The sequence below is a fragment of the Fulvivirga sp. genome (genome assembly GCF_040220315.1).
Classification (GTDB): Bacteria; Bacteroidota; Bacteroidia; order Cytophagales; family Cyclobacteriaceae; genus Fulvivirga.
Genome location: NZ_JAVJUY010000157.1, coordinates 1 through 24973 on the forward strand (window position 1 = coordinate 1; position 24973 = coordinate 24973).

The 24973-nt window shown below is 38.0% G+C and carries 26 protein-coding genes; 14 read left to right on the forward strand and 12 right to left on the reverse strand.

Annotation, left to right across the window (positions count from 1 at the left end):
* The 4 genes from RLO81_RS07615 to RLO81_RS07630 form a co-directional block, all read right to left on the reverse strand.
* Positions 1-345: sugar nucleotidyltransferase (locus RLO81_RS07615; RefSeq protein ID WP_350109557.1), on the reverse strand; the 345-nt coding region annotated here is incomplete at its 3' end.
* Between the two features lie 19 nt (positions 346-364).
* A complete protein-coding gene (gene galE, locus RLO81_RS07620; protein ID WP_350109560.1) occupies positions 365-1393 on the reverse strand; it encodes a UDP-glucose 4-epimerase GalE in 1029 nt (342 codons plus the stop codon).
* Positions 1393-2643 carry a nucleotide sugar dehydrogenase gene (locus RLO81_RS07625; RefSeq protein ID WP_350109563.1) on the reverse strand — a complete coding sequence of 417 codons (1251 nt, stop codon included), beginning with the start codon at positions 2641-2643 and terminating at the stop codon, positions 1393-1395. Before RLO81_RS07625 ends, galE begins: the two co-directional genes overlap by 1 nt.
* Positions 2636-3610: an SDR family oxidoreductase gene (locus tag RLO81_RS07630; protein WP_350109565.1), complete on the reverse strand. Its 975-nt coding sequence runs from the start codon at positions 3608-3610 to the stop codon at positions 2636-2638. The genes RLO81_RS07625 and RLO81_RS07630 overlap by 8 nt, the downstream gene beginning before the upstream one ends.
* Before the next feature lie 92 nt (positions 3611-3702).
* Here RLO81_RS07630 and RLO81_RS07635 point away from each other — a divergent pair, with 92 nt between their 5' ends.
* Genes RLO81_RS07635 through RLO81_RS07665 form a run of 7 tightly spaced genes read left to right on the forward strand, consistent with a single transcriptional unit; the run spans position 3703 to position 9622 of the window.
* Positions 3703-4359, forward strand: coding sequence for a heme exporter protein CcmB (locus RLO81_RS07635; protein ID WP_350109568.1), 657 nt, complete (start codon positions 3703-3705; stop codon positions 4357-4359).
* Positions 4360-4373: 14 nt separating this feature from the next.
* Positions 4374-5030 carry a cytochrome c biogenesis protein CcsA gene (gene ccsA / locus RLO81_RS07640; protein ID WP_350109571.1) on the forward strand — a complete coding sequence of 219 codons (657 nt, stop codon included), beginning with the start codon at positions 4374-4376 and terminating at the stop codon, positions 5028-5030.
* A complete protein-coding gene (locus RLO81_RS07645; protein ID WP_350109574.1) occupies positions 5027-5275 on the forward strand; it encodes a CcmD family protein in 249 nt (82 codons plus the stop codon). The genes ccsA (RLO81_RS07640) and RLO81_RS07645 overlap by 4 nt, the downstream gene beginning before the upstream one ends.
* Positions 5272-5682, forward strand: coding sequence for a cytochrome c maturation protein CcmE domain-containing protein (locus RLO81_RS07650; RefSeq protein ID WP_205722935.1), 411 nt, complete (start codon positions 5272-5274; stop codon positions 5680-5682). The genes RLO81_RS07645 and RLO81_RS07650 overlap by 4 nt, the downstream gene beginning before the upstream one ends.
* Positions 5683-5697: 15 nt before the next feature.
* Positions 5698-8235, forward strand: coding sequence for a cytochrome c biogenesis protein CcsA (gene ccsA, locus RLO81_RS07655; RefSeq protein ID WP_350109579.1), 2538 nt, complete (start codon positions 5698-5700; stop codon positions 8233-8235).
* Positions 8235-9026 carry a Rossmann-like and DUF2520 domain-containing protein gene (locus RLO81_RS07660; RefSeq protein WP_350109582.1) on the forward strand — a complete coding sequence of 264 codons (792 nt, stop codon included), beginning with the start codon at positions 8235-8237 and terminating at the stop codon, positions 9024-9026. Before ccsA (RLO81_RS07655) ends, RLO81_RS07660 begins: the two co-directional genes overlap by 1 nt.
* Complete coding sequence (locus RLO81_RS07665) at positions 9026-9622, forward strand: hypothetical protein (RefSeq protein ID WP_350109585.1); 597 nt, start codon at positions 9026-9028, stop codon at positions 9620-9622. Before RLO81_RS07660 ends, RLO81_RS07665 begins: the two co-directional genes overlap by 1 nt.
* On the opposite strand, the gene prmC is transcribed toward RLO81_RS07665, so the two are convergent.
* Entirely contained in the window at positions 9605-10474 is an 870-nt protein-coding gene (prmC, locus tag RLO81_RS07670; RefSeq protein WP_350109588.1) for a peptide chain release factor N(5)-glutamine methyltransferase, read from the reverse strand. The two genes, RLO81_RS07665 and prmC, sit on opposite strands and share 18 nt — an antisense overlap.
* 69 nt (positions 10475-10543) lie before the next feature.
* On the opposite strand from prmC, the gene ribD reads away from it, so the two are divergent.
* From ribD to RLO81_RS07685, 3 genes are all read left to right on the forward strand, one after another.
* Complete coding sequence (gene ribD / locus RLO81_RS07675) at positions 10544-11575, forward strand: bifunctional diaminohydroxyphosphoribosylaminopyrimidine deaminase/5-amino-6-(5-phosphoribosylamino)uracil reductase RibD (protein ID WP_350109591.1); 1032 nt, start codon at positions 10544-10546, stop codon at positions 11573-11575.
* 154 nt (positions 11576-11729) lie between these two features.
* On the forward strand, positions 11730-12212 hold the full coding sequence (msrC, locus tag RLO81_RS07680) for a free L-methionine (R)-S-oxide reductase MsrC (protein WP_350109594.1): 483 nt from the start codon (positions 11730-11732) through the stop codon (positions 12210-12212).
* Entirely contained in the window at positions 12209-12559 is a 351-nt protein-coding gene (locus RLO81_RS07685) for a hypothetical protein (RefSeq protein WP_350109597.1), read from the forward strand. Before msrC ends, RLO81_RS07685 begins: the two co-directional genes overlap by 4 nt.
* A gap of 2 nt (positions 12560-12561) precedes the next feature.
* Here the strand turns inward: RLO81_RS07685 and RLO81_RS07690 are convergent, their stop codons facing one another.
* The 5 genes from RLO81_RS07690 to RLO81_RS07710 all read right to left on the reverse strand — a co-directional run bounded on the left by RLO81_RS07690 (position 12562) and on the right by RLO81_RS07710 (position 16519).
* The gene (locus RLO81_RS07690; protein WP_350109600.1) at positions 12562-13215 is read right to left on the reverse strand and encodes a phosphatidylserine decarboxylase family protein; all 654 of its coding nucleotides are present in this window, start codon (positions 13213-13215) and stop codon (positions 12562-12564) included.
* 10 nt (positions 13216-13225) lie between these two features.
* Positions 13226-14500, reverse strand: a complete 1275-nt coding sequence (locus RLO81_RS07695; protein WP_350109603.1) for a Glu/Leu/Phe/Val family dehydrogenase — start codon at positions 14498-14500, stop codon at positions 13226-13228.
* Between the two features lie 70 nt (positions 14501-14570).
* Positions 14571-15401 carry a phosphatidate cytidylyltransferase gene (locus RLO81_RS07700; RefSeq protein ID WP_350109606.1) on the reverse strand — a complete coding sequence of 277 codons (831 nt, stop codon included), beginning with the start codon at positions 15399-15401 and terminating at the stop codon, positions 14571-14573.
* On the reverse strand, positions 15382-15591 hold the full coding sequence (locus RLO81_RS07705; protein WP_350109609.1) for a putative signal transducing protein: 210 nt from the start codon (positions 15589-15591) through the stop codon (positions 15382-15384). The genes RLO81_RS07700 and RLO81_RS07705 overlap by 20 nt, the downstream gene beginning before the upstream one ends.
* Positions 15584-16519 carry a CPBP family intramembrane glutamic endopeptidase gene (locus RLO81_RS07710; RefSeq protein WP_350109612.1) on the reverse strand — a complete coding sequence of 312 codons (936 nt, stop codon included), beginning with the start codon at positions 16517-16519 and terminating at the stop codon, positions 15584-15586. The genes RLO81_RS07705 and RLO81_RS07710 overlap by 8 nt, the downstream gene beginning before the upstream one ends.
* A 56-nt stretch (positions 16520-16575) precedes the next feature.
* Here RLO81_RS07710 and dusB point away from each other — a divergent pair, with 56 nt between their 5' ends.
* Both dusB and RLO81_RS07720 read left to right on the forward strand, forming a co-directional pair.
* Positions 16576-17571, forward strand: coding sequence for a tRNA dihydrouridine synthase DusB (dusB, locus tag RLO81_RS07715; protein ID WP_205722947.1), 996 nt, complete (start codon positions 16576-16578; stop codon positions 17569-17571).
* 21 nt (positions 17572-17592) lie between these two features.
* On the forward strand, positions 17593-18480 hold the full coding sequence (locus RLO81_RS07720; RefSeq protein WP_350109615.1) for a DMT family transporter: 888 nt from the start codon (positions 17593-17595) through the stop codon (positions 18478-18480).
* Positions 18481-18656: 176 nt separating this feature from the next.
* On the opposite strand, the gene RLO81_RS07725 is transcribed toward RLO81_RS07720, so the two are convergent.
* On the reverse strand, positions 18657-21620 hold the full coding sequence (locus RLO81_RS07725) for a glycosyltransferase family 117 protein (protein ID WP_350109618.1): 2964 nt from the start codon (positions 21618-21620) through the stop codon (positions 18657-18659).
* A 61-nt stretch (positions 21621-21681) separates the two neighbouring features.
* Positions 21682-22308: a hypothetical protein gene (locus RLO81_RS07730; protein WP_350109621.1), complete on the reverse strand. Its 627-nt coding sequence runs from the start codon at positions 22306-22308 to the stop codon at positions 21682-21684.
* A 108-nt stretch (positions 22309-22416) separates the two neighbouring features.
* Between RLO81_RS07730 and RLO81_RS07735 the strand changes: the two genes are divergently transcribed.
* Both RLO81_RS07735 and RLO81_RS07740 read left to right on the forward strand, forming a co-directional pair.
* Positions 22417-23598, forward strand: a complete 1182-nt coding sequence (locus tag RLO81_RS07735) for a tetratricopeptide repeat protein (protein ID WP_350109624.1) — start codon at positions 22417-22419, stop codon at positions 23596-23598.
* On the forward strand, positions 23599-24933 hold the full coding sequence (locus tag RLO81_RS07740; RefSeq protein ID WP_350109626.1) for a hypothetical protein: 1335 nt from the start codon (positions 23599-23601) through the stop codon (positions 24931-24933). It abuts the gene before it with no gap.
* Positions 24934-24973 lie beyond the last annotated feature (40 nt).

Below are 24973 nucleotides of genomic sequence, written 5' to 3' on the forward strand. Positions count from 1 at the left end.
ATTGTAGCCGTAGAATATATTGTCACCTAAAACCAAACATACACTATCGTTACCAATAAAATCTTCTCCTAATATAAATGCCTGGGCCAGACCCTCAGGGTTAGGCTGTATCACATACGAGAATTTTATTCCTAAATCAGATCCATCTCCTAATAATTTTTCAAATGTACCGATGTCATCTGGAGTAGAAATAATGAGGATATCTTTTATACCTGCCATCATCAATACTGAGATGGGGTAGTAAATCATGGGTTTATCATAAACCGGCAGTATTTGCTTGGAAACTCCCTTAGTTACAGGGTAAAGTCGTGTTCCAGATCCTCCTGCAAGTACTATTCCTTTCATACTGTTCACAAAGTTATAATTAAATTTTATAAGCCCTTTTGTTTATGGCTTTTTGCCACCTCCACGCATCTTCCAATGCCTGTTCTAATGATTTTCTAGTTGCCCAACATAATATTTTATTTATATAACTAGCATCAGCATATACTTTTTCAATATCACCAGACCTTCTTTCTCCAATTTCATAATTAAGCTGAACTCCATTCACCTGTTCAAATGTGTTTATTACTTCAAGGACAGAATTTCCAACTCCTGTGCCTACATTAATGAAGTCAACCAAACTTTCATCTTTGTTAATCAAAAATTGAATTGCAGAAACATGAGCTAATGCCAAATCAACCACATGAATATAATCACGAATACAAGTACCGTCAGGCGTGTCATAATCATTACCAAATACAGTGAGTTTTTCTCGAATACCAGCTGCAGTTTGTGTGATAAATGGCACTAAGTTGTTAGGAACACCTAATGGTAATTCGCCAATTAATGCACTGGGGTGAGCACCAATAGGATTAAAATATCTGAGAGCCAAAGCCTTAATATTCTTATCAGATTTGTAATAGTCCTCGATAATATCTTCACACATCTGTTTTGTTCTTCCATAGGGTGATTCAGCAGGTTTTTTCGGTGATTGCTCAGTGACAGGAAGAATATCTGGCTGTCCATATACAGTGCATGAACTAGAAAAAACTAAGTTTTTACAGCCTGATGTTTTCATCCATTTAAGTATGGATAAGGTTGAACCTATATTATTTTCGAAATATTTTAATGGTTCTTTAGTTGACTCTCCTACAGCCTTAAATGCTGCAAAGTGAATGCAGCCATCAATTTTATATTTTTTAGTTGCATCGGTAAGCCATGGATTATTCCCACAATCACCCTCCAAAAGAATTGGTTTTTTGCCTGTTATTTCTTCAATTCTATCAATTACAAATTTTTCTGAATTACTGAAGTTATCAACGATTATTGGATTAAATCCTGCTTCAATGAGTTCTACACATGTATGTGATCCAATATAACCTGCTCCACCTGTTACTAGAATATAATTCATTATAATCTGGCTGTTATCATTGAGGGTTCTAAATATGCTTTTACATCATATACTACAGATTTTTCATCCGTATGTTTCTTTAGATCCATGTCTTTAAATTGCATATGACCCACTGCAAGAATGATGGCATTATACCTTCCTTCAATTGAATCCAACAATTCAATTCCATATTCGTGTTTTACTTCATCTTTATCTGCTTCCGGATCATATACTTCGATATTTGCACCAAAGTCCTCCAGTTCTTCAATAACATCTATCACACGACTATTTCGAATATCGGGGCAGTTTTCTTTAAAGGTAATTCCTAGTATTAATATTCTGCTATTGCTTATCGGATTACCATTGTTGGACATGAGTTTGATGACTTTATTAGCCACGTACATTCCCATGTTATCATTTATTCTTCTACCAGCCAATATCACTTGTGGGTTATACCCCAGACTTTCTGCTTTATAGGTAAGATAGTATGGATCTACACCTATACAATGCCCACCAACGAGGCCTGGTTTGAAAGGCAAGAAATTCCATTTTGTCCCTGCAGCTTCTAATACTTCATGAGTATCAATTCCCACTCTATCAAATATCATTGCCAATTCATTCACGAAAGCAATATTTAAATCTCTTTGGGAGTTCTCAATCACCTTGGCTGCTTCAGCAACTTTAATGCTTGATGCTTTAAACGTACCTGCAGTAATTATCTTTTTATAAAGGTCATCAACTTTGTTTGCGATTTCAACTGTACTACCACTAGTCACTTTCTTTATTGACGGGAGTCTATGTTCTTTATCACCTGGATTAATCCTTTCGGGAGAATAACCACAGAAAAAGTCAATATTGAACTTCAAACCGCTATGCTCCTCAAGAATTGGCAAACATACTTCTTCAGTACACCCAGGGAATACGGTTGATTCGTAAATAACAATATCATTTTTAGAAAGTAGTTTACCCACCGTTTCGCTGGCCTTAATCAAAGGCGTAAGATCAGGATTGTTATGATTGTCAATGGGTGTAGGGACTGTGACAATATAAATATTGGCATCAGAAATATCTGATGTTTGGTAAGTGAAGGTTAGGTTCTTGGAACTTTGTAACTCAGGCTTTTCTACCTCTTTGGTAAAATCATTACCTTCTTTTAGTTCACCAATTCTCTTTTGATTAATATCAAAACCAACAGTTGGCAGTACTTTGCCAAATTCTACTGCAAGGGGCAATCCTACATATCCTAAACCAATAACTGCTATTTTATCCAATGTCTGAAAGTTTGTAAGTTGTCTTATACCAATTATATACTTTTTCTAATCCATTCTTAAAGTAGACTTCCGGAACGTAACCAAGTAAGGATTTTATTTTTGAAATATCAGCTTTAGAATGTTTTACATCTCCTTTACGCTCTGGACCATATTGGGCCTCGATATCTTTTTTCGAAACATCCTTTAGAATATCTACCATTTCATTTAATGATGTTTGTTCCCCACAGGCAACATTATAAATTTGATTCAGTGCCTTCTCATCTTCTGTAAATATTCCAAGTACATTTGCTTGAACTGCATTTGTCACATAAGTAAAATCCCTTGAAGTAACTCCATCTCCATTAATGGTTGGGCTCTTTTCTTCTAAGAATGCTTTACAAAATATTGGAATGACAGCTGCGTATGGATTGTCTGGACTTTGTTTAGGGCCGAATACATTAAAATATCTGAAGCCAATAAAATCCAGGTCATAAGTCTTCTTAAAAACAGATGCATATTGCTCAATAGCAAATTTAGTAATAGCATATGGGCTAAGCGGGTTGCCAATCACATCTTCTTTTTTTGGTAGTGTAGGGCTATCACCATAGGTGCTAGATGAACAGGCTATTAGTACACGATCGATCTTGTTGACAACAGCTGCATGAAGAATATTTACTGTTCCGTCAATATTCACTTCTGTTGTGAGCATGGGATTTTCGATTGATCTGGGCACCGAGCCTAAAGCAGCCTGATGTGAGATGACATCATATCCCTTAGTCAACTCAATCATTTTTTCATAATCACGGATATCAGCGTTCTGAAAGTCAAATTTCTTGTGCCCCACAAACTCTTCAATATTACTATAATTCCCGTTCGACAGGTTATCAATTACCCGCACATGATCAATTCTCGGATCATTGAGTAGAGCTTCTACTAAATTTGAACCGATGAATCCTGCACCACCTGTAACTATAACCTTTTTACCCATGAGTAGATTTTCCGCAAAACTAACAATAATGTATTTAAGGCATTAAAATAGTTCGTTTTTTGATAAAATTGTGAGAAAGAAAGCCTAATCACTTGGTATATCAATTTATAAAGAAAGAATTCAAACAGGAATGGCGCAATAGATATGCGCTGAACGGAATTCTGTTATACCTCGTTTGTACCATTTTTATCTGTTATCTCAGTTTTAATGTGCGAACCAATCAATTAACGCCAATTACCTGGAATGCCTTATTCTGGATTATCATGCTATTTGCTTCAGTGAATGCCGTAGCTAAGAGTTTTATGGGTGAAAAATCCGAAAGGCAACTGTATTACTACACCATTATTAGCCCGCAAGCTTTAATTATTGCCAGAGTATTGTATAATGCATTCCTTTTGTTGCTAATGTCGTTTGTAGGCTTTGTTTTTTATTCCCTCATCTTAGGTAATCCTGTTCAAGATCAAACGCTTTTCCTGATCAATTTATTTTTGGCTTCTATTGGCTTTTCTTCAACACTTACTTTAATATCCGCCATTGCGTCTAAGGCGGGGAGCAATCAAACGCTAATGGCCATACTGGGCTTTCCCATTCTTCTTCCAATATTGCTGATGGTTATCAAAGTGTCTAAAAATGCGATGGATGGCTTAGAATGGTCGGCTAGTGCAGATGAACTTGTAACCTTATTGGCAATTAATCTAATAGTTGGGGCGGTATCTTATTTGTTATTCCCGTATCTTTGGCGCACATAAAAAAGCACTGAATTATGCGTCAATATTGGTGGAAAATAGTCACCATTATTTTATTACTCTACACGTTTTTAGGTGGGTTATTGTTAGAAGTTCCCAGATTGAACATTCTTAATGAGACCATCCGTGCGTTGTACTTCCATGTGCCTATGTGGTTTGGCATGATCATTCTTCTAACGGTTTCTGTTGTTTATTCTATTCGATATTTAAAAAGTAACGATCTAACTTTAGACGCAAAGGCCATTGAATTCGCCAATGTGGGAGTGGTTTTTGGAATATTTGGAATATTAACGGGAATGTTTTGGGCGCAATATACCTGGGGTGCCTGGTGGAGTGGCGATCCAAAGCAAAACGCATCAGCAATTGGACTGCTCATCTATTTTGCCTACTTCATACTAAGAGGCTCCATAGAAAATGAAGAACAAAGAGCACGAATCAGTGCGATATATAACATTTTTGCCTTCGCAGCTTTAATACCCTTACTGTTCATTCTTCCGAGGCTAACTGATTCTTTACATCCGGGTAATGGTGGGAATCCGGGTTTTAATGCCTATGATTTAGATAGTAAGTTGAGATTGGTTTTTTACCCGGCAGTAATAGCCTGGACTATGCTTGGGGTATGGATAGCAACTATTAGAATACGATTAAGAAATTTGGAATACAAAACTCTATGAAGAAGTGGTTGTTGATAGTATTGATGTGTATAACATCGTTATCATTTAGTCAGGATAAAATTCCTGTTACTGAGTCTGATTATACTAATTCGGAGGTGCCAATGGCAGACAAGCTAAGAGAAGATGGTAAAATCTATGTATTAACAGGAATTATCATGATCATTCTCATTGGCACTTTGGGCTATTTGGTAGTAATTGACAAAAAAATTAGCAGAGTAGAGAAAACTTTGGAGAATAAACAATGAAAAGATCACACATTATAGCAATAGTATTAATTGCGGCAGCCATAGGCATAATTATTTCAACTGCAGGTGATGCCAGCAGCTATGTTACATTTGATAAAGCCTATGAAATGGCGAGCAATGGAAACACCAAAAGCATTCATGTGGTAGGTGAGCTAACGAAGAATGCGAATGGAGAGGTGACAGGAATATTTCCATCTCAGGATAAGTTGTCATTTCGCTTTATAATGCAAGATGAAAACGGTAAGCAACAGGAAGTATTTTATAATGAACCTGTGCCGCCAGATTTCAAACGATCTGAAAAAGTAGTGGTAATAGGTTCTTATAATCAGGATCTTTTCATTGCTGATAAAATATTAATGAAGTGTCCTTCAAAGTACCAGGAAGAGACAGTGAATGCTGAAATGTAGGGAAAAGAAATTTATATGATTCATGAATTTATAGGTGACTTGGGTCACCTTTTTGTAATTACAGCGCTGATAAGTGCAATCTTTGCGGCTTTTAGTTTCTATAAGGCCTCTAATCCGGGTGATCTTAAATTGTCAGAAGGTTGGAAGATCAACGGACGAACTTCATTTTATATCCACGCGATATCAGTCTTCGGCATCGTTTTTTGCCTGTTTTTCATCATCTATAATCATTACTTCGAATATCATTATGCCTGGTCGCATTCTTCCAGAAGGTTGCCTGGGCATTATATGATTTCGTGCTTCTGGGAAGGCCAGGAAGGAAGCTTTTTACTTTGGATGTTCTGGCATGCGCTGCTAGGATTGGTAATCATGTTTACCAACAAGTACTGGGAAGCACCAGTCATGACAATTTTCTCAGCGGTACAGGCTTTTCTTAGCTCAATGATTTTGGGCGTGGTTATACCTGGAATTGAATTGAAACTTGGTAGTTCACCATTTATTCTTTTGAGAGATGCATTGGATGCGCCAATATTTACTAGTCAACCTAATTTTGTGCCTGAAGATGGCACTGGACTAAACCCATTGCTACAAAACTACTGGATGGTAATACACCCACCTACCTTGTTCTTAGGTTTTGCTACCACAGTAATACCTTTTGCTTATTGTATTGCCGGACTATGGCAAAAGAAATATACCGAATGGATTCGTCCTGCACTTCCATGGGCATTGTTCTCCGCTGCAATATTGGGCATAGGCATTTTAATGGGGGGTTATTGGGCTTATGAAACCTTGAACTTTGGTGGTTATTGGAATTGGGATCCAGTTGAAAATGCTGTTTATGTCCCTTGGTTGTTTTTGGTGGCGGCAATTCATACCATGATTGCCTACAAGAATAGTAGCACAGCATTGAAATCAGCTATAGTGTTGGTTATAACATCCTTTGTGCTTATTCTGTATTCTACTTTCTTAACGCGAAGTGGAATATTAGGAAATGCTTCTGTTCATTCATTCACGGATTTAGGACTTTCAGGCCAACTGCTGATCTACCTTGTTTTCTTTACTTTATTATCGATTGTCCTGGCAATTTATAGATGGAAGGAAGTGCCAACAAGTGAGAAAGAAGCACATACATATTCACGTGAATTCTGGATATTTATAGGAGCTCTTTCATTGTGTTTAATGGGGTTTCAGGTATTGATTCCAACCTCCATTCCTGTATTTAATAAAGTTGTTGAGCTATTCGGCTCTGTCGGAAATTTTGCGCCACCAGCTAATCAAATCGAATATTACAGCAAATTCCAACTCTGGTTTGCCGTAGTGATAGCACTACTTTCTGGTGTAGGCCAATTCTTTTGGTGGAAAAAAATTGAATTGAAGGATTTAAAGAACAGCCTTTCAGGGCCATTGGTTCTTACCCTTATTCTTAGTGCTATCATTATTTTATTAGGTAATGTGGCCGAGCCTTCATACATAATTCTGTTATTGGCAGGTGTATTTACCATCGTAGCGAATGGTAAAATATTGATCCAACTCTTCAAATCATCGCCTAAATTATCAGGGGGAGCTATTACTCATATTGGTGTTGGGCTGATGCTCATTGGTATTCTTTTCTCATCTGGGTATTCCAAAGTGGTATCATTAAACAATACTGGAATGCTCATCTCTAAAGAAGGTTCTAATGAATTTAATAGTGAGAATTTACTCCTTTTTGTGAATGAGCCTAAAACCATGCTCGATTACGAATTAACTTATAGAGGTGAGCGAGTAGAAGAGGTAAATGAAGGTGTATATATCGATAAAAATGATATTACAAATACAGCAATCCCACATTTAGTTACAGTAAAGCGGGATGTTCAACAAGGTGAAGAAATATTGTTTAATGCTGGAGATACAGTAGAAATTGCTCCTGAAAATACCTTTTATGAGATTGAGTATAAATCAAATTCAGGTAAAACCTTTACTCTATATCCACGGGCTCAAATTAATGAAGATATGGGCGGGCTGTTGGCTTCACCTGACATCAAGAGAGGTATTGGCAGTGATTTGTATACGCATGTGAGTTCCGTAAGAAATCCCAATGAAGATGTTGACTGGAGTGAAACAGAGGAATTTAAAGTGGGCATGGAGGAGAATTTCTTTGTGAATGATTATGTGACACAGGTGCTAGGTGTTAGAAGAATAGATAAGGTGGAGGGAGTAGACTTAAGTCCTGATGATGTGGCAATCAAGGCCTTTATTAAAGTGCAAGGTGAGGTAAAGGAATATGTAGCTACACCTATATTCCTGATTAAAGATGGACTGGTAGGTCGGATTCCAGATGAAATCAGTGATTTGGGCTTGAGATTAGCGTTACTGAATGTACACCCGGAAACCAGTAGTTTTTCTGTAGCAGCCAATACCCGACAAAAGAATTGGGTGGTAATGAAAGCCCTTGAGAAACCAATGATTAATGTTTTATGGCTAGGCACCCTTGTATTGGTGGCAGGATTTATTGTTGCAATTAACAGACGATATTCCGAATTTCAGAAAATGAAACAAAAAGGGTTGGAATAATGGCCTTGGGCAAGCGTATTGCAATGATTGGTTCGGGAAATGTAGCATGGCATTTAGCGCCTGCATTAGAAAATGCTGGACACATTATTGTAGAAGTATTTAGCCGATCAAAAAAAAATGCCATTGCCCTTGTAGATCGCTTATACCAGGCGGAGGTTAAAGAAGATTTAGACTTTTCGGATAGTACAGCAGAGCTATTCATACTTGCGGTTACTGATGACTGTATTTCTGAAGTGGCACAGGAATTGGCCTTACCAGAAAATGCGATTGTCGTTCATACTTCAGGGGCTCAATCCCTCGGTGAATTGGGTTACACTGCCACAGAAGCTATAGGCGTGTTTTACCCACTTCAAACCTTTAGTAAGTCTAAAAAAGTAAAATTTGAAGAAATACCTATTTGCATAGAGGCAGATGATAAGGATACTGAACGGATTTTATTAACCGTTGCAAAAAGCATCAGTAAAAATGTGCAACTAGTAAGCAGTACGGATAGAAAAGCATTACATGTGGCGGCAGTTTTTGCATGTAATTTCACTAATCATTGCCTCATGCTATCAGAGCAAATATTAAATTCCAAGAAACTGGATTTTGAGATACTTAAGCCGCTGATTGTTGAAACAATTAATAAAGGATTGGAATTAGGGCCTGCTAATGCCCAAACAGGGCCTGCCAAAAGGCATGATTTTCAAACTTTAGACCAGCACATGGAGTTTTTAAGTGAGAATCAGGAACTGGCAGAACTCTACCGCTTATTCTCTCAAAACATTGTTGATAATTATCCTATAGACTGATGTCTTCTCATCATATAGTACGGGACGAGCAAGAGCCGGCATTACTACTACTTACTGAAAATTACCCGAAAGAGCTTTTAGGAAATTTATTAGAGTGGAGTCCAACAGTGATTATTGACGCTGAGTTGGCAAGAACGATTGGCGATGCCACATTTAAAATAGATGTGGTGGTAGGAACAGAAAGCAAATTGAAAGAAGCCAAAGAATTTTTACAAGCTCAGGAGCCTGTAAAATACCTATCCAAAAATGAGGATGAAGAAACATTACTTCAGGTGCTTTACTTTCTCGCTGCTGCCAATTACAGAGCAGTAAATATACTCGCTGACATTAGTTCTTCGTCAATTGATAAGATCCAACCATTACTACCAAAGCTGACAATAGTTTTTTACAGTCACGGGTACAAATGGTACTTTGTAAAGGATGCTGGTTTTAAAAAATGGCTCAAGGCAGGTCAGAAAATTAAATTGTTTGACACGGGTTTGCTAAATGACTTCAAGAATTTGGAGGACAATAATGGTAAGCTGATTGTTAAGGAAGATGGACAAGTGGAGCTATCCGTTTCTATTCCCGGGTTTTGGCTAGGCGAGACTATTTGATGCCCTTACAATTCGATCTTTACCGTTGATATCTGGAATGATGGACACATTCTTATAGCCTTTCTGTTCGAGCATGAACTTGATCTTATCCCCAAACTTTTCGTTGATCTCAAAGTATAATCGGCCATCTTCTTTTAATGATCCCAATGCATGTTCTGCAATACGCTCGTAGAATATGAGCGGATTTTCATCACTAACATAGAGTGCAGTACCCGGCTCGTATTTAGTCACATTGGGTTTCATCAGCTCCTTTTCGGAATATAAAACATAGGGCGGATTGCTTACTATCACATCTAAACCCTGCATAGGAAAAGGTTCTTTTAATGCATCAATCATCAAAAACTCTAATTCAACATTATGCTTTTGTGCATTTTGGCGTGCCACTTTAATTACCCGAGGATCAAAATCTATCGCAAAAGCCTTATTTAACTTCAATTCTTTTACAATGGTTATCGGAATGCAGCCCGATCCTGTGCCGACATCGAGCAATTTAATTTTCTTATCCTTATAATCCTTGATAATAAGATTGACCAGCTCCTCTGTTTCTTTTCTAGGGATTAGAACAGCAGGATTCACATCGAACTTTCTTCCAAAAAAATCTGCCTCCCCTATAATGTATTGAATAGGCTCATTGTTGTTAATCCGATCTAAAAACCGTTTGAGATCTTTAACCTCATTTTTGCTTAAGTTAATCGAGCGGTCAGAAATAATCTCAGATTTATCAATCTTAAAAAAGCGATTGATCACCATGTAAGCAAGACTTTGAACTTCCGTTTCCGGCTCCTCAATCTGGATATACTCAATGATCCATTTGAGAAGTTTTTTGGTAGAATCGGGAATAATTTCTGACATTGCGGTTAATCAGACAGGGTTTGCTAACATTGCAAAGCTAGTAAAATTCACATCACAAAAAACAGAGATTTGACCAAAGACCATACATACATGCGCAGAGCGCTAGAGTTGGCTTCTAATGGCTTAGGGCAAGTGAGTCCTAACCCAATGGTTGGGTGTGTGATTGTTTATAATGACAGAATAATAGGCGAAGGTTGGCATCAAAAATATGGTGAAGCACATGCCGAAGTAAATGCAATCAACTCCGTTAAAGATAAATCTGTTTTGAGTGAAAGTACTGCGTATGTAACACTTGAGCCTTGCTCGCACACTGGTAAGACACCTCCTTGTTCTGACTTACTGATTGAACACCGTGTAAAAAAGGTAGTGATCGCCAATGTAGACACAAATCCTTTGGTTGGGGGAAAAGGTATTGAAAAGCTGAGAAATGCCGGAATTGAAGTGGAGACAGGTTTACTTGAAGCGGAAGGTCGTGAATTAAACAGGCGCTTTTTCACTTTCATTGAAAAGAAGCGGCCTTATGTGCTTTTAAAATGGGCACAAACAGCTGATGGATATATTGCCAGAAAGGATTATGATTCTAAATGGATAAGCGGTGAAGAAAGTAGAAAGTTGGTACATAAATGGCGATCGGAAGAACCCGGAATTATGGTGGCCACTCATACTGCTAAGTATGATAATCCCAGATTGGATGTGCGGGATTGGAGCGGCAACAACCCTGTGAGAATTGTGATAGATAAGAACCTTGAATTATCACAAAGCCTGAATTTATTTGATGGCTCAATTCCTACACTTTGCTACAACATGAAGAAAAATGAGGAGCAAGGAGTAATAACTTATGTGAAAGTTGGTGAGCATGATTTACTCGATAATATCATGGCGGATTTATATGAAAGAGGAATACAATCGGTTTTGATTGAGGGCGGGGCTGCATTGCACAAAAATTTTATTGATGAGTATTTATGGGATGAAGCTCGGGTTTTCGTTTCCAAAAATACCTTTGGCGGTGGTATTGATGCAGCACGCATATCTTTGCCCTATAAAGAAGAACTTATTGGCGAGGATAAGTTGTTAGTCTACAGGAATAAAAGACAATATTAAACCTATTAGTAATTTGCTGTCATTCTGAACTCCCGCCTGAACGGACGGGCAGGTGATTCAGAATCTCAGGATTAGAAAGTAGAAAAATAGATTCCGGATAAATATTGAACTTTAAAATTTAGTCCAATATTTTCCGCAATGACAAAACAGAATTATGGCAGAAGAATTAATCATTAACACATCCGCAGATAAGCGAGAAAAATATGAATCGCTATTACCTCAGATTGAAGGTCTAATCTCTTACGAGGACGACTTAATAGCCAACCTTTCCAATATAGCCGCAGCATTGAAATTTGGAATGAACTTTTTTTGGGTAGGTTTCTACATTGTAAAGAATGACGAATTAGTGCTTGGGCCATTCCAAGGGCCTATTGCCTGTACAAGAATACGAATGGGTAAAGGAGTGTGCGGCACTGCCTGGGAGAATAATGAAACTGTTCTAGTGCCGAATGTAGATGAATTCCCCGGTCACATTGCTTGCAGCTCAGATTCTAAATCTGAAATAGTGCTATGCGCTTCGAAAGACGGTGAAGTAAAATTAATTCTGGATGTGGACAGCGATCAGCTCAATGACTTTGATGAAGTAGACAAGGAGTACCTGGAGAGATTGATGAAGTTGATTGAAGGGAAGATATGATGCACAATAAGTTATTCAATTCTTGTCTGAAATATGCCTACTACAAGCAGGAACCTATTTCTTATAATAGTTTATTGGATCACTTAATTGAAGAAGGTTTTCCATTTAAACATGGTGGTGGCTACTATCCTCAAATTAAATCAATTTATTTCTACTTGACCGGTGCCTATGTTGATAAAGAGAATATTACCCACCCTATCCGTGGAGAAGCGCTAGCTAAATATGAGGATGTTCTATCATTGCAAGAAGCAAGAGATGCATCCTTAAATGCTTCCAGGCAAGCTCGAATAGCAATATGGATTGCTATTGCGGCCATTATTGTAGATATATTATTGAGAATGGTTTGATCTTATAACTCCGCCAACACTGTCCTTCCACCTAGCGTTTTGTCACCTTCTTTTACAAGAACGTTGGTGCCAACTGGTAGAAAAACATCCACGCGAGAGCCAAATTTAATGAAGCCGAATTCAGCACCGTGCTCCAGTTTATCGCCTTCTTTCACGTACCATTTTATACGTCTGGCCACAGCACCGGCAATTTGACGAACAAGAACAGATACACCACTTTCGGTTTTTAAAACCATGGTAGTTCGTTCGTTTTCAGTACTGCTTTTTGGGTGCCATGCCACTAAGTATTTACCGGCATGGTATTTAAAGAATTCAACTACGCCTTTCACAGGTGTTCGGTTTACATGCACATTCACGGGCGACATGAAAATGGAAATTTGAATTCTTCTGTCTTTTAAATATTCTTCTTCAGTAGTTTCTTCTATCACCACCACTTTTCCATCAGCCGGGGCAATTACCTGGTTAGGCTGTACAGATATCTTTATCAATGGATTTCTGAAAAACTGAAGGACAAGAAGGAAGATTATTGCACTGGCAATGCCTATTAACTTCACTACCGTTGTACTACCCACGTAGAAATATAATCCTATGTTGATGGCTGCAAGCACCAAAAGCATAACAGCCAGTAATAATCTTCCTTCTTTATGTATCGTCACTGTATATCGGTTAGAATCCTCCTCTAAACTTATAAGTTTTCGCTACTTTGTCAATAGCAACTATGTACGCTGCAATACGCATAGATACATCATGCGCTTGCGAAGTACGATATACATTATCGAATGCATCTTTCATAATCCTGTCAGAACGTCTGTTTACACGCTCGCCAGTCCACTTATAACCTAGTCGGTTTTGTACCCACTCAAAGTAAGAAACCGTTACACCACCAGCATTCGCCAATATATCAGGTGCAACCATAATTCCTTTATTGTGTATAATGTTATCAGCTTTTGCTGAAGTAGGACCGTTAGCTCCTTCAACTATCAATTTAGCTTTTATATTTTCAGCGTTGCCTGAGTTGATTACATCTTCAGTAGCGGCAGGAACAAGTACATCTACTTCTAAAGTAAGTAGTTCGTCATTGCCTATTTTCTCAGCACCGCTGAAACCATCTAAAGTACCATTGTTACCATTTCTATAATCAATGGCTTTTTGTATATCGATACCATTTTCGTTGTGGTACGCACCAGAAAGGTCACTAATAGAAACCACTTTTACGCCTCTTTCTTCAAGAAGTAAAGCTGCAAAAGAACCTACGTTACCAAAACCTTGCACGGCACAAGTAGCTTTGTATGGATTGATTTTTAATTTCTCCATCGCGGCCAAAGCAGAAACCATTACCCCACGGCCTGTCGCTTCAGTTCTGCCTAAAGAACCACCCAATACCAACGGCTTACCTGTTACCACAGAGTTGATAGTCATACCCTGAGTTCTTGAGTACTCATCCATCAACCAGGCCATTTCTCTTGGTCCTGTTCCCATATCTGGGGCAGGAATATCTCTGTCTGGTCCGAAAATTTCTAACATGGCAAGTGTGTAAGAACGTGTTAAACGCTCAATCTCACCAGCAGACATTTCACGAGGATTACATTTTATACCACCTTTGGCTCCACCGTAAGGAATATCCACAACGGCACATTTCCAGGTCATCCAGGCAGCTAAGGCTTTTACTTCATCTAAATGAACACCCGGATCGAAACGGATACCCCCTTTTGAAGGTCCGAGAATGTTGGAGTGAATTACACGATAGCCATCAAAAACTTTGATGCTGCCGTCATCCATGGTGATTGGTAGTGATACAATTACTTGTTTGGCTGGAGATTTCAATACATTGTAAACCTCTTCGTCTAACCCTAAAATTTGTGATGCAACGTGGAATCGAGACATCATCGCTTCAAAAGGATTCTGCTCGTCTTTAAGTGGTGCAGGTTCTATATAACCCATAAACAATAAATTTGAATAGTTAAATCGTTTGCAAATTTATGCAATATTAATACATATCAACCCGCAGAATTTAAAAGATTTTCAAGAATGCTGATATAAATGGTGCAGAAAGGAGTAGTCCGTCAAAACGATCGAGGAAACCACCGTGTCCCGGGATTAAGCGGCCACTGTCTTTAATTTCGATGCTTCGTTTAAAGAGCGATTCAACTAAATCGCCATAGGTTCCGCAAATTGTTATGATAAACCCAATGGAAATCCACTGCCAGGTATCTAAAACTGTAGTAAAATGCGATATAGTATATGCCATACCCACAGCGAGAATGAGGCCTCCGGTAAAACCTTCCCAGGACTTCTTTGGGGAGACACGTTCGAAAAGCTTTCGTTTACCATATCGAACTCCGGTGAAGTAGGCGCCTGTATCGTTTGCCCAAAGTATAAACATGGAGCCTAATATCAATTCATAGGCGTAAATGGTTTGCGAAAAGGCAATCACGTTAAGTAAAGAAAAGGGCACTGAAATATAGAATACCCCGAGAAACGTAAATGCAATCCCCCGAAAGGGTTTTAATTCTTTTTTTCTGTAGAGGTAGATTAAATAATTAAGAGCCCCAATAGGGAAAATAAGCAAGTAAAAATTAGGCCCTAGATACCCGCCTTCTATAAGGAAAGACAAGGTAAAAATGGTTCCGCCCATAAATGTTCCGTAGGTTTTTAGAGGGAGCATGCCATCGAGTCCAACGAGTTTATAAAATTCCAATTGGGTGATAATACAAATGGCTAAGAAAAGTGTAAAATACATCCACTGACTGTAATAGGTGCCAAAGCCCAGGAGTAATACTCCAATAATAGCAGCAATAATGCGCTGAGTAAGATTACTATATTTACTTAAAATCGATGTCATTCTGAATGATCTGCTTTGATCTGAGTACATCTTCGGGAAGTACATGTACTTCTAGCGCCCCGAAATTATTGTAGGAGGAGTCTTTCTTATTTAGTATGACAGACTGAATTCCAAAATCCTCTAATACATCTTTAACAATCTCGGCTCTGTAAGACATTTCTGTTGAAAAAACTTTCTGCCATTTAGCCATGAACTGAATTAGAATGTAATTTCCGAAAATAATAAACTAGACCAACAGTAATAATAGTGAATATTCCCACAGAAGCCAAAGTAGGCGACTCGGTATTTTGAATATCATAATCTATAGCACCCGTATTGGCTAAGTAAATCATGATTAGTGTGAATCCATTGTTAGTGAAATGAGCTGCAACCGGCACCCAAAAATTTCCTGACCAGAAGTAGAGATAACCAAACAATGTACCCAACAAGATTCTGGGAATGAATCCAAAGAACTGCATGTGTATAGAACTGAATAAGATGGCACTCACCCAAATGGCAAGGTGTATTTTTCCGGTGCCTTGAAAAATTCTTTTTTGAAGTAAACCTCTGAAAACATACTCCTCAGCAAAGGCCGGAAATACTGCTATGATGATAAAGGCAATGGCGAAATCTCCAAAGCTGTTAAAGTTTGTTAGGAAGGTGGTCATTTCCATGGCCTGAGATTCCAGGTTTCTTGCCCAATTTTCAAAGCCTTGCATCCAAGATGGAAAAGACAATTCCGAATTCCATTCGATGAAAAAGGAATTCACACCCATGAAACTGATGGTGATAAATATACTCAGAAATATTCCTCGAGGATCACTCACTTTAGTGTTTAGTCCCCTCATGAAATCGCTCTCCCTTAGTTTTAAGTAAATGGCTGGTAGCAGTATCATGCCAATAGTAGCCCCACCTTGTAGAAAATAAAGAAGCACTTTACCATCAGGACTGTTTGCGGGATTTGAAATGGAGTGTTGAAGCTCCAGGATTGATGCATCTGTAAATGGAAGTGAAATAACTAGACCGATGAGTGGACCCAGAATGGTAAAACCTATGATTGACAGAATTAACAGGATAAAAGCACTCGTAATACTATGAGATGCGTTTGAATCAGATATGCCATTTTCTAAATCAGTCATATTTTGTCTAAATTTGCACTTCGAATTTTAAAGCCTCTAATATAGGCAGAAGTGAGATGGTTAAAATAGGAAATAATGAGATCGGTGAATTCCCGCTGTTACTGGCACCCATGGAGGATGTTAGTGACCCGCCATTCCGTGCTGTTTGCAAGGAAAATGGTGCTGATCTTATGTACACCGAATTCATTTCTGCTGAAGGCCTGATTCGTGATGCCGAGAAAAGTGTTCAGAAGCTGGATATCTATGATTATGAGCGACCTATCGGTATTCAGATTTTTGGTGATAAGATAGAATCAATGCGGGAGGCTGCTGCCATTGCAGAAGCAGCGCAGCCCGAAATTGTGGATATAAATTATGGCTGTCCGGTTAAGAAAGTAGCTTGCAAAGGAGCAGGAGCAGGTATTTTGCTAGACATACCCAAGATGCAGAAGATGACTGAGGAGATTGTGAAGCAAGTAAGTCTACCAGTTACGGTTAAAACACGGCTTGGTTGGGACGATAGTACCATCAAAATTGTAGAAGTAGCTAAGCGATTACAGGATGTAGGTATACAGGCACTTTCAATTCATGGCAGAACACGCCAACAGATGTACAAAGGCGTGGCCGATTGGACAAAAATTGCTGAGGTGAAGAACCACCCGGATATCCATATCCCAATTTTTGGGAATGGTGATATAGATTCACCTGAAAAGGCTCTTGAGTACAAGAATAAATATGGAGTTGATGGTATAATGATAGGCCGGGCCGCTATTGGTTATCCCTGGATATTTAATGAGATAAAGCATTATCTGAAAACAGGTGAAAAGCTTGAAGGACCATCTTTAACTGATAGGGTAAACGTAACCAGAAAGCATCTGGACTTTTCTGTTGAGTGGAAAGGTGAGCGCCAAGGCATATTTGAAATGCGCAGACACTACACTAATTATTTCAGAGGAATTCCAAATTTCAAGCCGTACAGAACTCAACTCGTCAATCTGGAGACACATGCTGAAATTGTTGATCTTTTGGAAGAGATTAATGAAAAATTTCAGGAAGTTTACGCGGTCGTATAACGGCTAGTTTATCCTCTATTTATGGAAAAGAACACTAACCTAATTGCCGGGTTTTTACTCGCAATTTTGGCAATTATTTGGGGTAGTTCATTTATTCTAATCAAGCGCGGATTAGATGTTTTTGATGCCGGAGAAGTTGGTGCAATAAGAATCATTGCTGCATCGGTTTTTCTTATTCCTTTCGCTATTCAGGGATTGAAAAATATTGAAAAAAGACATTGGAAGTTACTCCTTGCAGTTGGCTTTTTTGGAAGCCTTTTGCCAGCTTTTTTATTTGCAAAGGCACAAACGCAAATAGCCAGTTCAGTGGCAGGTATATTAAACGCCCTCACACCGCTTTTTACGATGATTATTGGTGCTTTATTTTTTACACAGAAATTTACAGCTCGAACTGTATTAGGCTTGATTATAGGATTTGGTGGCACAGTAATCTTGATATTGGCTGGTCCGGTCGGTAGTATCGCTTCGCTAAATTACTATGCTTTATATGTGGTGCTTGCTACAATTTTTTATGGTGCCAATCTGAATCTTATCAAGTTCAAAATTCAAGATTTAAGAGCTAGAACTATCACCAGTTTATCACTGGCATTGGTGGGTCCACTAGCTGCCATCTATTTATTTGGGGCTACTGACTTTATTAACAAAGTTTCAACTGTAGATGGAGCCTTATTTTCATTAGGGGCCATTGTTTTGCTTGGCGTAATGGGTACGGCAATAGCGCTTATTTTATTTAATCAACTAGTAAAGATCACCAGCCCTATTTTTACTAGTTCGGTTACTTATCTTATTCCTATTGTTGCTGTTATGTGGGGCATCTGGGATGGGGAGCTTTTATATCCAGGCCATTACATTGGGATGGTGGCTATTATTTTAGGGGTATATTTGGCAAACAGGAAGAAGAAGCAATAGGAGTTTCTCCAAGTAAATATTAAGTCATTCTGACGCAGGAAGAATCTTCCTCACTTATTAACTAACACATTTTTAACGGAGTAAGTTGCCTCCTTTGTCGGCATGACCTACTAATTGATTGTCATGGATGACCTGAATTTTGAGATGATTTCTTCTGATAAAATTATTCAGATAGTTTAAAAACCTCCCCTGTTCAGATTTAATCCACCTACCACTTCATCATAAGCGTCTTCGTACTTTTTCGCAAGCTCATCCTCACCGTTTCTGTAGAGGTTTCTTTGAAGTAAATCCAATATCACAAGATTGACCTGAATTTCATAGCCAAGTGCGCCATTGCTTGTTTCCAATAAATACTTAAGCATAGCAACAGACCTATCACCTAAAATTTTTGAAATCTCAATGGCTCTTTCATTTTCACCTAACTGGAAAAGGTAGCTAACTGCTCTGGCTGTGGTATAATCAAAAGGCACACCTTCATCTGGCATGGTATCCAAATTAAATAGCAATGCTTTTCTTGCTCTATCTTTATCACCTTTGTCTAAAAGTGCCTCAGTTAATGTGTTGAAGCTACTTCTGTGGTTCAACACAAAGTTTCTGTAATCCTCATTATAATACACATTAGGATTGTCCAACTCACGATAGTGGAAGTTGTTCATTAGGTTATCGTACATCTTCTCAACATCAACAAAATCAACTTCCGGGCTAGGGTTTTTGATAGGAAGAATTCTATACGCATTACCTTCCTGAATTGCCCACGGGCTCAAATCAAAGTTGATTTGTTGCATAGACGTGTTGTTGATATAAATAGGACGCTCCCAATTTGATGAGGCGATGTTATCTAAGATGGCTAAATCCTTTTTCTCTAAAGCATTTTTACCTCGTTTCAATTTGAAAATCATATTATCTACCAGCAGGCTATCCATGCCTTCAGGGATGATTCCTAAACTTCTTACATGGTCTTTATCCACCGGTATAGAGAAAGTTCTACTAGGCACTACATTTGCCGATGGATATAATTTAAGTCTCTTATCATTGTTTTTAAGCAGACTTAAAAACTGATTCACATCTAATACTTTCACCCCTAAATCCTCATAAGGTAAGTAATCATTAAGCCCACCTTGCCTGTAATTATCTAGTGTTAGTGTGAATGGAAATGGCTCTGATTCATATACCTGACGCATCATTTGCGAGATATACCAATCGGTGTTGTAGTAACTTAATACAGTTACACGAACATCGGTTCTAAAACCTTCTACATCCTGCGAGTACCAAAGTGGGAATGTGTCATTATCACCTCCGGTATATAAAATGGCGTTTGGTGCTACCGATGCCAGGAAGTTTTTAGCTGAATCCACCGAAAAGTAACGGTTACTTCTGTTGTGATCATCCCAACCTTGCTGAGCCATTATGGCCGGAGCAATCATGCATAAGGCTGTGGCAGTAATAGCGGCTATTTTTTTCGGTGCTGCTTTTGCAATCAATTCACCTAGAGCTAGCACGGAAAATCCTATCCAAATAGCAAAAGCATAATAAGAACCCACATAAATATAATCTCGTTCTCTCGGTTCTGTTGGTGGTGAATTTAGATATAGAATAAGTGCTAATCCCGTAAGGAAGAATAACATAGCTACCACAGCAAACTCTCGTTTACTTTTTGAGTATTGAAAAATCATTCCAATAATTCCTAAAATCAATGGAATCATAAAGAAGTTATTTCTACCTGCATTGTTGGCAATTTTGTCAGGCACACTCTTAAAAGCATCGTTAATACTTAACCAAATGGCATCTTGCCAGTCACCTTCACGGCCGGCAAAATTCCAAAGGAAATAGCGCATGTACATCCAACCCATTTGGTGTTTGAACATGAACTTCATGTTATCTATGAACGAAGGTTTCTCACCTTCACGAAGACCCGTTACCTCTCTGTAACGCTCAACATGCTGTGGAGCATTACTGTACATTCTTGGCAAAATAGTCGTGTGAGAAGGATCATATTCGTAGCTCAATTTACGTTCAGCCACTTCATATTGGTCCTTGCCTTTCACATATACTTTTTCTCCTTCCTTGGTGCCTATTACCTGAGCTGTAAAATATTGGCCGTGAAGTAGAGGTCTGCTTCCGTATTGCTCACGTTTCAAATACTTAACAAATGACATCACATCAGATGGGTCGTTCTCATTGATTGGCGTATTGTAATTTGATCTTATTAGAACAATAGAATAAGAAGAATAGCCTATTAATATAAAAGCCAGTCCCAATAAAGAAGTATGCAATATTTCTCTTTGTTGCTTGAGCGAATAGAGAATTCCGAATATCAACCCACCAACAATTAAAGCACCTATAAATAAAGCGCCAGAACCAAATGGAAGACCTAATGTATTCACAAAGAAGATTTCAAAGCTTCCGGCCAATGATGGAAGACCAGGAATAATAATGTTATTGATAAGGATGATGATGAAACCACTCACGGCAAGTGCGGAGAAAATTCCCCAGGCAGTGGGCTCTTTATATTTTTTGAAATAGTAGATTAAACCTAAAGCAGGTATGGTTACAAGGTTCAAAAGGTGAACTCCAATGGATAATCCCATCATATAAGCAATAAGAATCAACCACCTGTTGGCTCTGCTTTCATCTTCAATTAATTCCCATTTTAAAATAGCCCAAACTACAAAAGCCGTAAAAAAGGACGATAAACCATATACTTCCGCTTCAACCGCTGAAAACCAGAAAGAATCACTAAATGTATAGGCCAAAGAGCCAACAGCAGAGGCGCCTAAAATCATGATGGTCTGTTCAATTTTAATATCCTCCAAAGAAGTGATTTTCAATAACTTTCTTGAAAGCATGGAGATCGTCCAGAATAAAAATAAAATAGTGAAAGAGCTGGCCAATACACTAATCATGTTAATCCAATAAGCAACTTCAGAAGTATCACCGAAAGCTAAGAAGGAGAACATCCTGCCTAAAAGGAGGAAAAATGGAGCGCCAGGAGGGTGTGGAACCATTAGTTTATACGAAACAGCGATAAACTCACCACAGTCCCAATAACTGGCGGTTTCTTCTAATGTTAATAAGTAAACGATTGTACTTATTGCAAAAACAGCCCAACCACCAATATTATTTAGTCTAGTAAAATTCATGAAACTCCATTAAAAATTGCATCGCGAAATTAAGGAACTAATGACAATTAACCATATACAATTACTTATACACTAGGATATAGAAGCCCAACCAAACGAAAAAGAAAAGAACGTACGAGCTGAAAATAATATTATACGCTATTGTTTTCTTCTTGCTTGCCATAGTGTGAATACCTTCTACCAACACAAACCAATAGGCAAGCTCAAATATATTTAAGGCTTTTAAAGGATAGAAGTATTGATCAGGTAGACTTGAGGTATCAACCAGATTGATGGCAGACAAAGGATAGAATGCTCGGATATCGAAATAATTAAAATCCGTTTCGATAAAAAAGAACCAGCAGATTTTTAGAAATTCAGGAACCAAAAATATCGACTCAGAAATGAGCACTACTTTCCAAACCTGGCTAAATGTAATTCTGTAGCCAAACATGAAACATCCAACCCAAATCACAAATGAAATAATAACGAACTTCCATAAATATACCACTGGGATAGTTAGGTATTGAAGTGTATTGATCGCATGAAAAACACCCATTTCTCCTCGTTCAGCTAAAATTTCGAAGGCTACAGTGGTGTTTTCAATAAATGTCTTTTTTACGATTAGCAAAACAAGTGTGGCCACACAAAGCATGATAAAGAAGGCCACAGCGTTTACATCATAAATACCCTTCGATTCGTTTTTCATGGTAGAAAATTAGCAATTAAGTCTAATAATAATATGAATGCTCATGATTAGCGGTTGGAACGAAATTTGAAAGCCCTATTCACGATTATAATTGATAAATTTGCCGCAATGAAGTACATCATTACTACCATATTCGTTCTGGCAGCTATTCTGCAAGGCAATGCCCTTAATGCAGACAGTGTTAAGAAAGAAGATCATATCATTCTTATTGCAGATATGCAATTGCAGATTGATATCAATCAGGCAATGAATGATATGTACAATTTTAAGTTTGACAAAGCAGAGAAGCAGTTTCGATGGCTCAAGCAAAAATATGGCTGGCACCCGCTTCCTTATTTTCTCATTGGTTTGAATGAGTGGTGGAAAATAATGCCCAATCTCGATGATAGAAGTCACGATGGCAAGTTCATTGCCTATATGGATACGGTGATAAGCATTTCAGAACGATTGCATGAAATACCAAGGCATGAAGTGGAGGCCTCCTTTTTTTTAGCGGCAGCGTATGGGTTTTTAGGTAGACTTCATTCTAGTGAAGAACGTAGAGACTGGAGTAAATCTGCCTTTGCCGGGAAAAATGCGTTAAAATATATGAAGGAAAGTGAGGGGATGCATCATTTGAGTCCGGAGCTATTGTTTGGCGATGCACTTTTTAATTATTTTTCTGTATGGGTTCCGGAGAATTATCCATTGTTAAAGCCGTTGCTGGTTTTTTTTCCTAAGGGCGATAAAAAGTTGGGGATAGAGCAATTGAGAGAAGTGTCTTACAATGCCTTTTATACACGAACCGAAGCTCAGGTTTTTCTTATGAGGATACTTGGTGGATATGAAGGAATGCCTAGAAAGGCACTTCAAATAAGCGAATACCTGCATCAGACTTATCCTGATAATCCTTATTTTCACCGATACTATGCCCGACTGCTCTACAGCAGTGGCAATTATGCTGCAGCACGGCCTGTGTCAGAAGATATTATTGCCAAGATAGATAGTGGCATGGTGGGCTATGAGGCTACCAGTGGCAGGTATGCGGCCTTTTTCCTAGGTCAGATTTATGATAATAAAAAAGATAATGAGAAGGCTAAATATTATTATAAAAGAGCTGTTGAGTTTTCACAATCGATAGAAGCTACTGATACAGGTTATTATCACTATTCACTCTTATCTTTAGGTCGAATTTATAAAGAAGAAGGCGATGAAAAAACAGCCAAAAAGTATCTGAAACAGGTGAAAGATGAAGCCAAACGAAAATCACCAGTTCACAAAAAAGCTCGGGAGGAACTCAAGGATTTTTAGATGGAGCTTCGCGATTTTATAGTAACCCCCATTTGGCTTTTCATTATTTACGGATTTGCTTATTGGGTTAGGCCAAAGTTTACTGATGTAAATACCAAAAGGTATTTTATACCAGCTCTCACTGTTAGAATAATTGGTGCACTAGCTGTTGGCATTATTTATCAGTTTTATTATAACGGTGGAGATACTTTTAATTTTCATACCCATGGAAGTAGACATATTTGGGAGGCATTTATTAATAACCCTTTAGACGGATTATCGCTCATATTTGGTTATTCAACTTATAACAACGAATTATATTCCTATAGTAGTAAAATTCTTTTTTATAGCGATCCCAGTTCCTTTTTTGTTATTCGTATGGCAGGCTTGTTTGATATTTTAACTTTTTCATCCTATTCCGCTACTGCTATTATGTTTGCAGTAATAAGTTTTATTGGACTTTGGGCATTTTTTATGACATTTTATAATGAAGATAAAATGCGTCATAAACTTTTGGCATTTTCAGTTCTATTTATTCCTTCAGTAATTTTTTGGGGGTCGGGGCTTCTAAAGGATTCAATTACCCTAGGTGCAGTAGGTTTGTTTGTTTACTCAATAAATGAGCTTTTTAATAAACGGAAAGGATTATTTATACATTTTATGGTTTTAATAATTACATTCCTAGCCATTTTTATTATTAAGAAATACATACTTATATGCTTAGTTCCCTCTATGTTTATGTGGATATTGCTTAGGAATACTTCTGAAATTCGCTCTTTCGTTGTTAAAATATTAGTAGTTCCAATTTTATTTGTAGCCGTGACAGTATTAGGATATTTTGCTGTAGATACGATAGTAGAGGAAGACAGAAGGTATAGCTTGGATAAAATAGCTGAAACAGCACAAATAACTGCATATGATATTGGTTTTTATACAGGTAAAAATGCTGGATCTGGATACACTCTAGGCGAGTTAGATGGTTCTCTGGAAAGCATGTTTAGACTTTTTCCTGAAGCGGTGAATGTAACACTATTCAGACCTTACTTATGGGAGGTATCCAATCCGCTCATGTTAATATCTGCACTTGAAAGTTTAATCCTTCTATTCATTACTGGCTTAATTATCATGAAAGTCAGACCCTTGAATTTTATTAAATATGCGCTTAAACCTATCCCTTTTTTCTGTCTGATATTTTCAATTGTTTTTGCATTTGCGGTTGGTGCTTCTACCTTCAATTTCGGTACACTGGTAAGGTATAAAATACCCATGCTGCCTTTTTATTTAACAGCGCTGGTTTTTATTTACAGTAATTGGAAGAGCGATAGGAATGAGTCTTTAGTTGCCTCAACAGAATAATTATTTATAATAAATTCTCGGCCTTTTACTCCCATTTTTT

Coding starts and splice junctions, on each gene's coding strand:
- galE (WP_350109560.1), bottom strand. CDS start 1,393: ATGAATTATATTCTAGTAACAGGTGGAGCAGGTTATATTGGATCACAT.
- RLO81_RS07630 (WP_350109565.1), bottom strand. CDS start 3,610: ATGGGTAAAAAGGTTATAGTTACAGGTGGTGCAGGATTCATCGGTTCA.
- ccsA (WP_350109571.1), top strand. CDS start 4,374: ATGCGTCAATATTGGTGGAAAATAGTCACCATTATTTTATTACTCTAC.
- RLO81_RS07645 (WP_350109574.1), top strand. CDS start 5,027: ATGAAGAAGTGGTTGTTGATAGTATTGATGTGTATAACATCGTTATCA.
- RLO81_RS07650 (WP_205722935.1), top strand. CDS start 5,272: ATGAAAAGATCACACATTATAGCAATAGTATTAATTGCGGCAGCCATA.
- ccsA (WP_350109579.1), top strand. CDS start 5,698: ATGATTCATGAATTTATAGGTGACTTGGGTCACCTTTTTGTAATTACA.
- RLO81_RS07660 (WP_350109582.1), top strand. CDS start 8,235: ATGGCCTTGGGCAAGCGTATTGCAATGATTGGTTCGGGAAATGTAGCA.
- RLO81_RS07665 (WP_350109585.1), top strand. CDS start 9,026: ATGTCTTCTCATCATATAGTACGGGACGAGCAAGAGCCGGCATTACTA.
- prmC (WP_350109588.1), bottom strand. CDS start 10,474: ATGTCAGAAATTATTCCCGATTCTACCAAAAAACTTCTCAAATGGATC.
- msrC (WP_350109594.1), top strand. CDS start 11,730: ATGGCAGAAGAATTAATCATTAACACATCCGCAGATAAGCGAGAAAAA.
- RLO81_RS07685 (WP_350109597.1), top strand. CDS start 12,209: ATGATGCACAATAAGTTATTCAATTCTTGTCTGAAATATGCCTACTAC.
- RLO81_RS07695 (WP_350109603.1), bottom strand. CDS start 14,500: ATGGGTTATATAGAACCTGCACCACTTAAAGACGAGCAGAATCCTTTT.
- RLO81_RS07700 (WP_350109606.1), bottom strand. CDS start 15,401: ATGACATCGATTTTAAGTAAATATAGTAATCTTACTCAGCGCATTATT.
- RLO81_RS07705 (WP_350109609.1), bottom strand. CDS start 15,591: ATGGCTAAATGGCAGAAAGTTTTTTCAACAGAAATGTCTTACAGAGCC.
- RLO81_RS07710 (WP_350109612.1), bottom strand. CDS start 16,519: ATGACTGATTTAGAAAATGGCATATCTGATTCAAACGCATCTCATAGT.
- dusB (WP_205722947.1), top strand. CDS start 16,576: ATGGTTAAAATAGGAAATAATGAGATCGGTGAATTCCCGCTGTTACTG.
- RLO81_RS07720 (WP_350109615.1), top strand. CDS start 17,593: ATGGAAAAGAACACTAACCTAATTGCCGGGTTTTTACTCGCAATTTTG.
- RLO81_RS07725 (WP_350109618.1), bottom strand. CDS start 21,620: ATGAATTTTACTAGACTAAATAATATTGGTGGTTGGGCTGTTTTTGCA.
- RLO81_RS07730 (WP_350109621.1), bottom strand. CDS start 22,308: ATGAAAAACGAATCGAAGGGTATTTATGATGTAAACGCTGTGGCCTTC.
- RLO81_RS07735 (WP_350109624.1), top strand. CDS start 22,417: ATGAAGTACATCATTACTACCATATTCGTTCTGGCAGCTATTCTGCAA.
- RLO81_RS07740 (WP_350109626.1), top strand. CDS start 23,599: ATGGAGCTTCGCGATTTTATAGTAACCCCCATTTGGCTTTTCATTATT.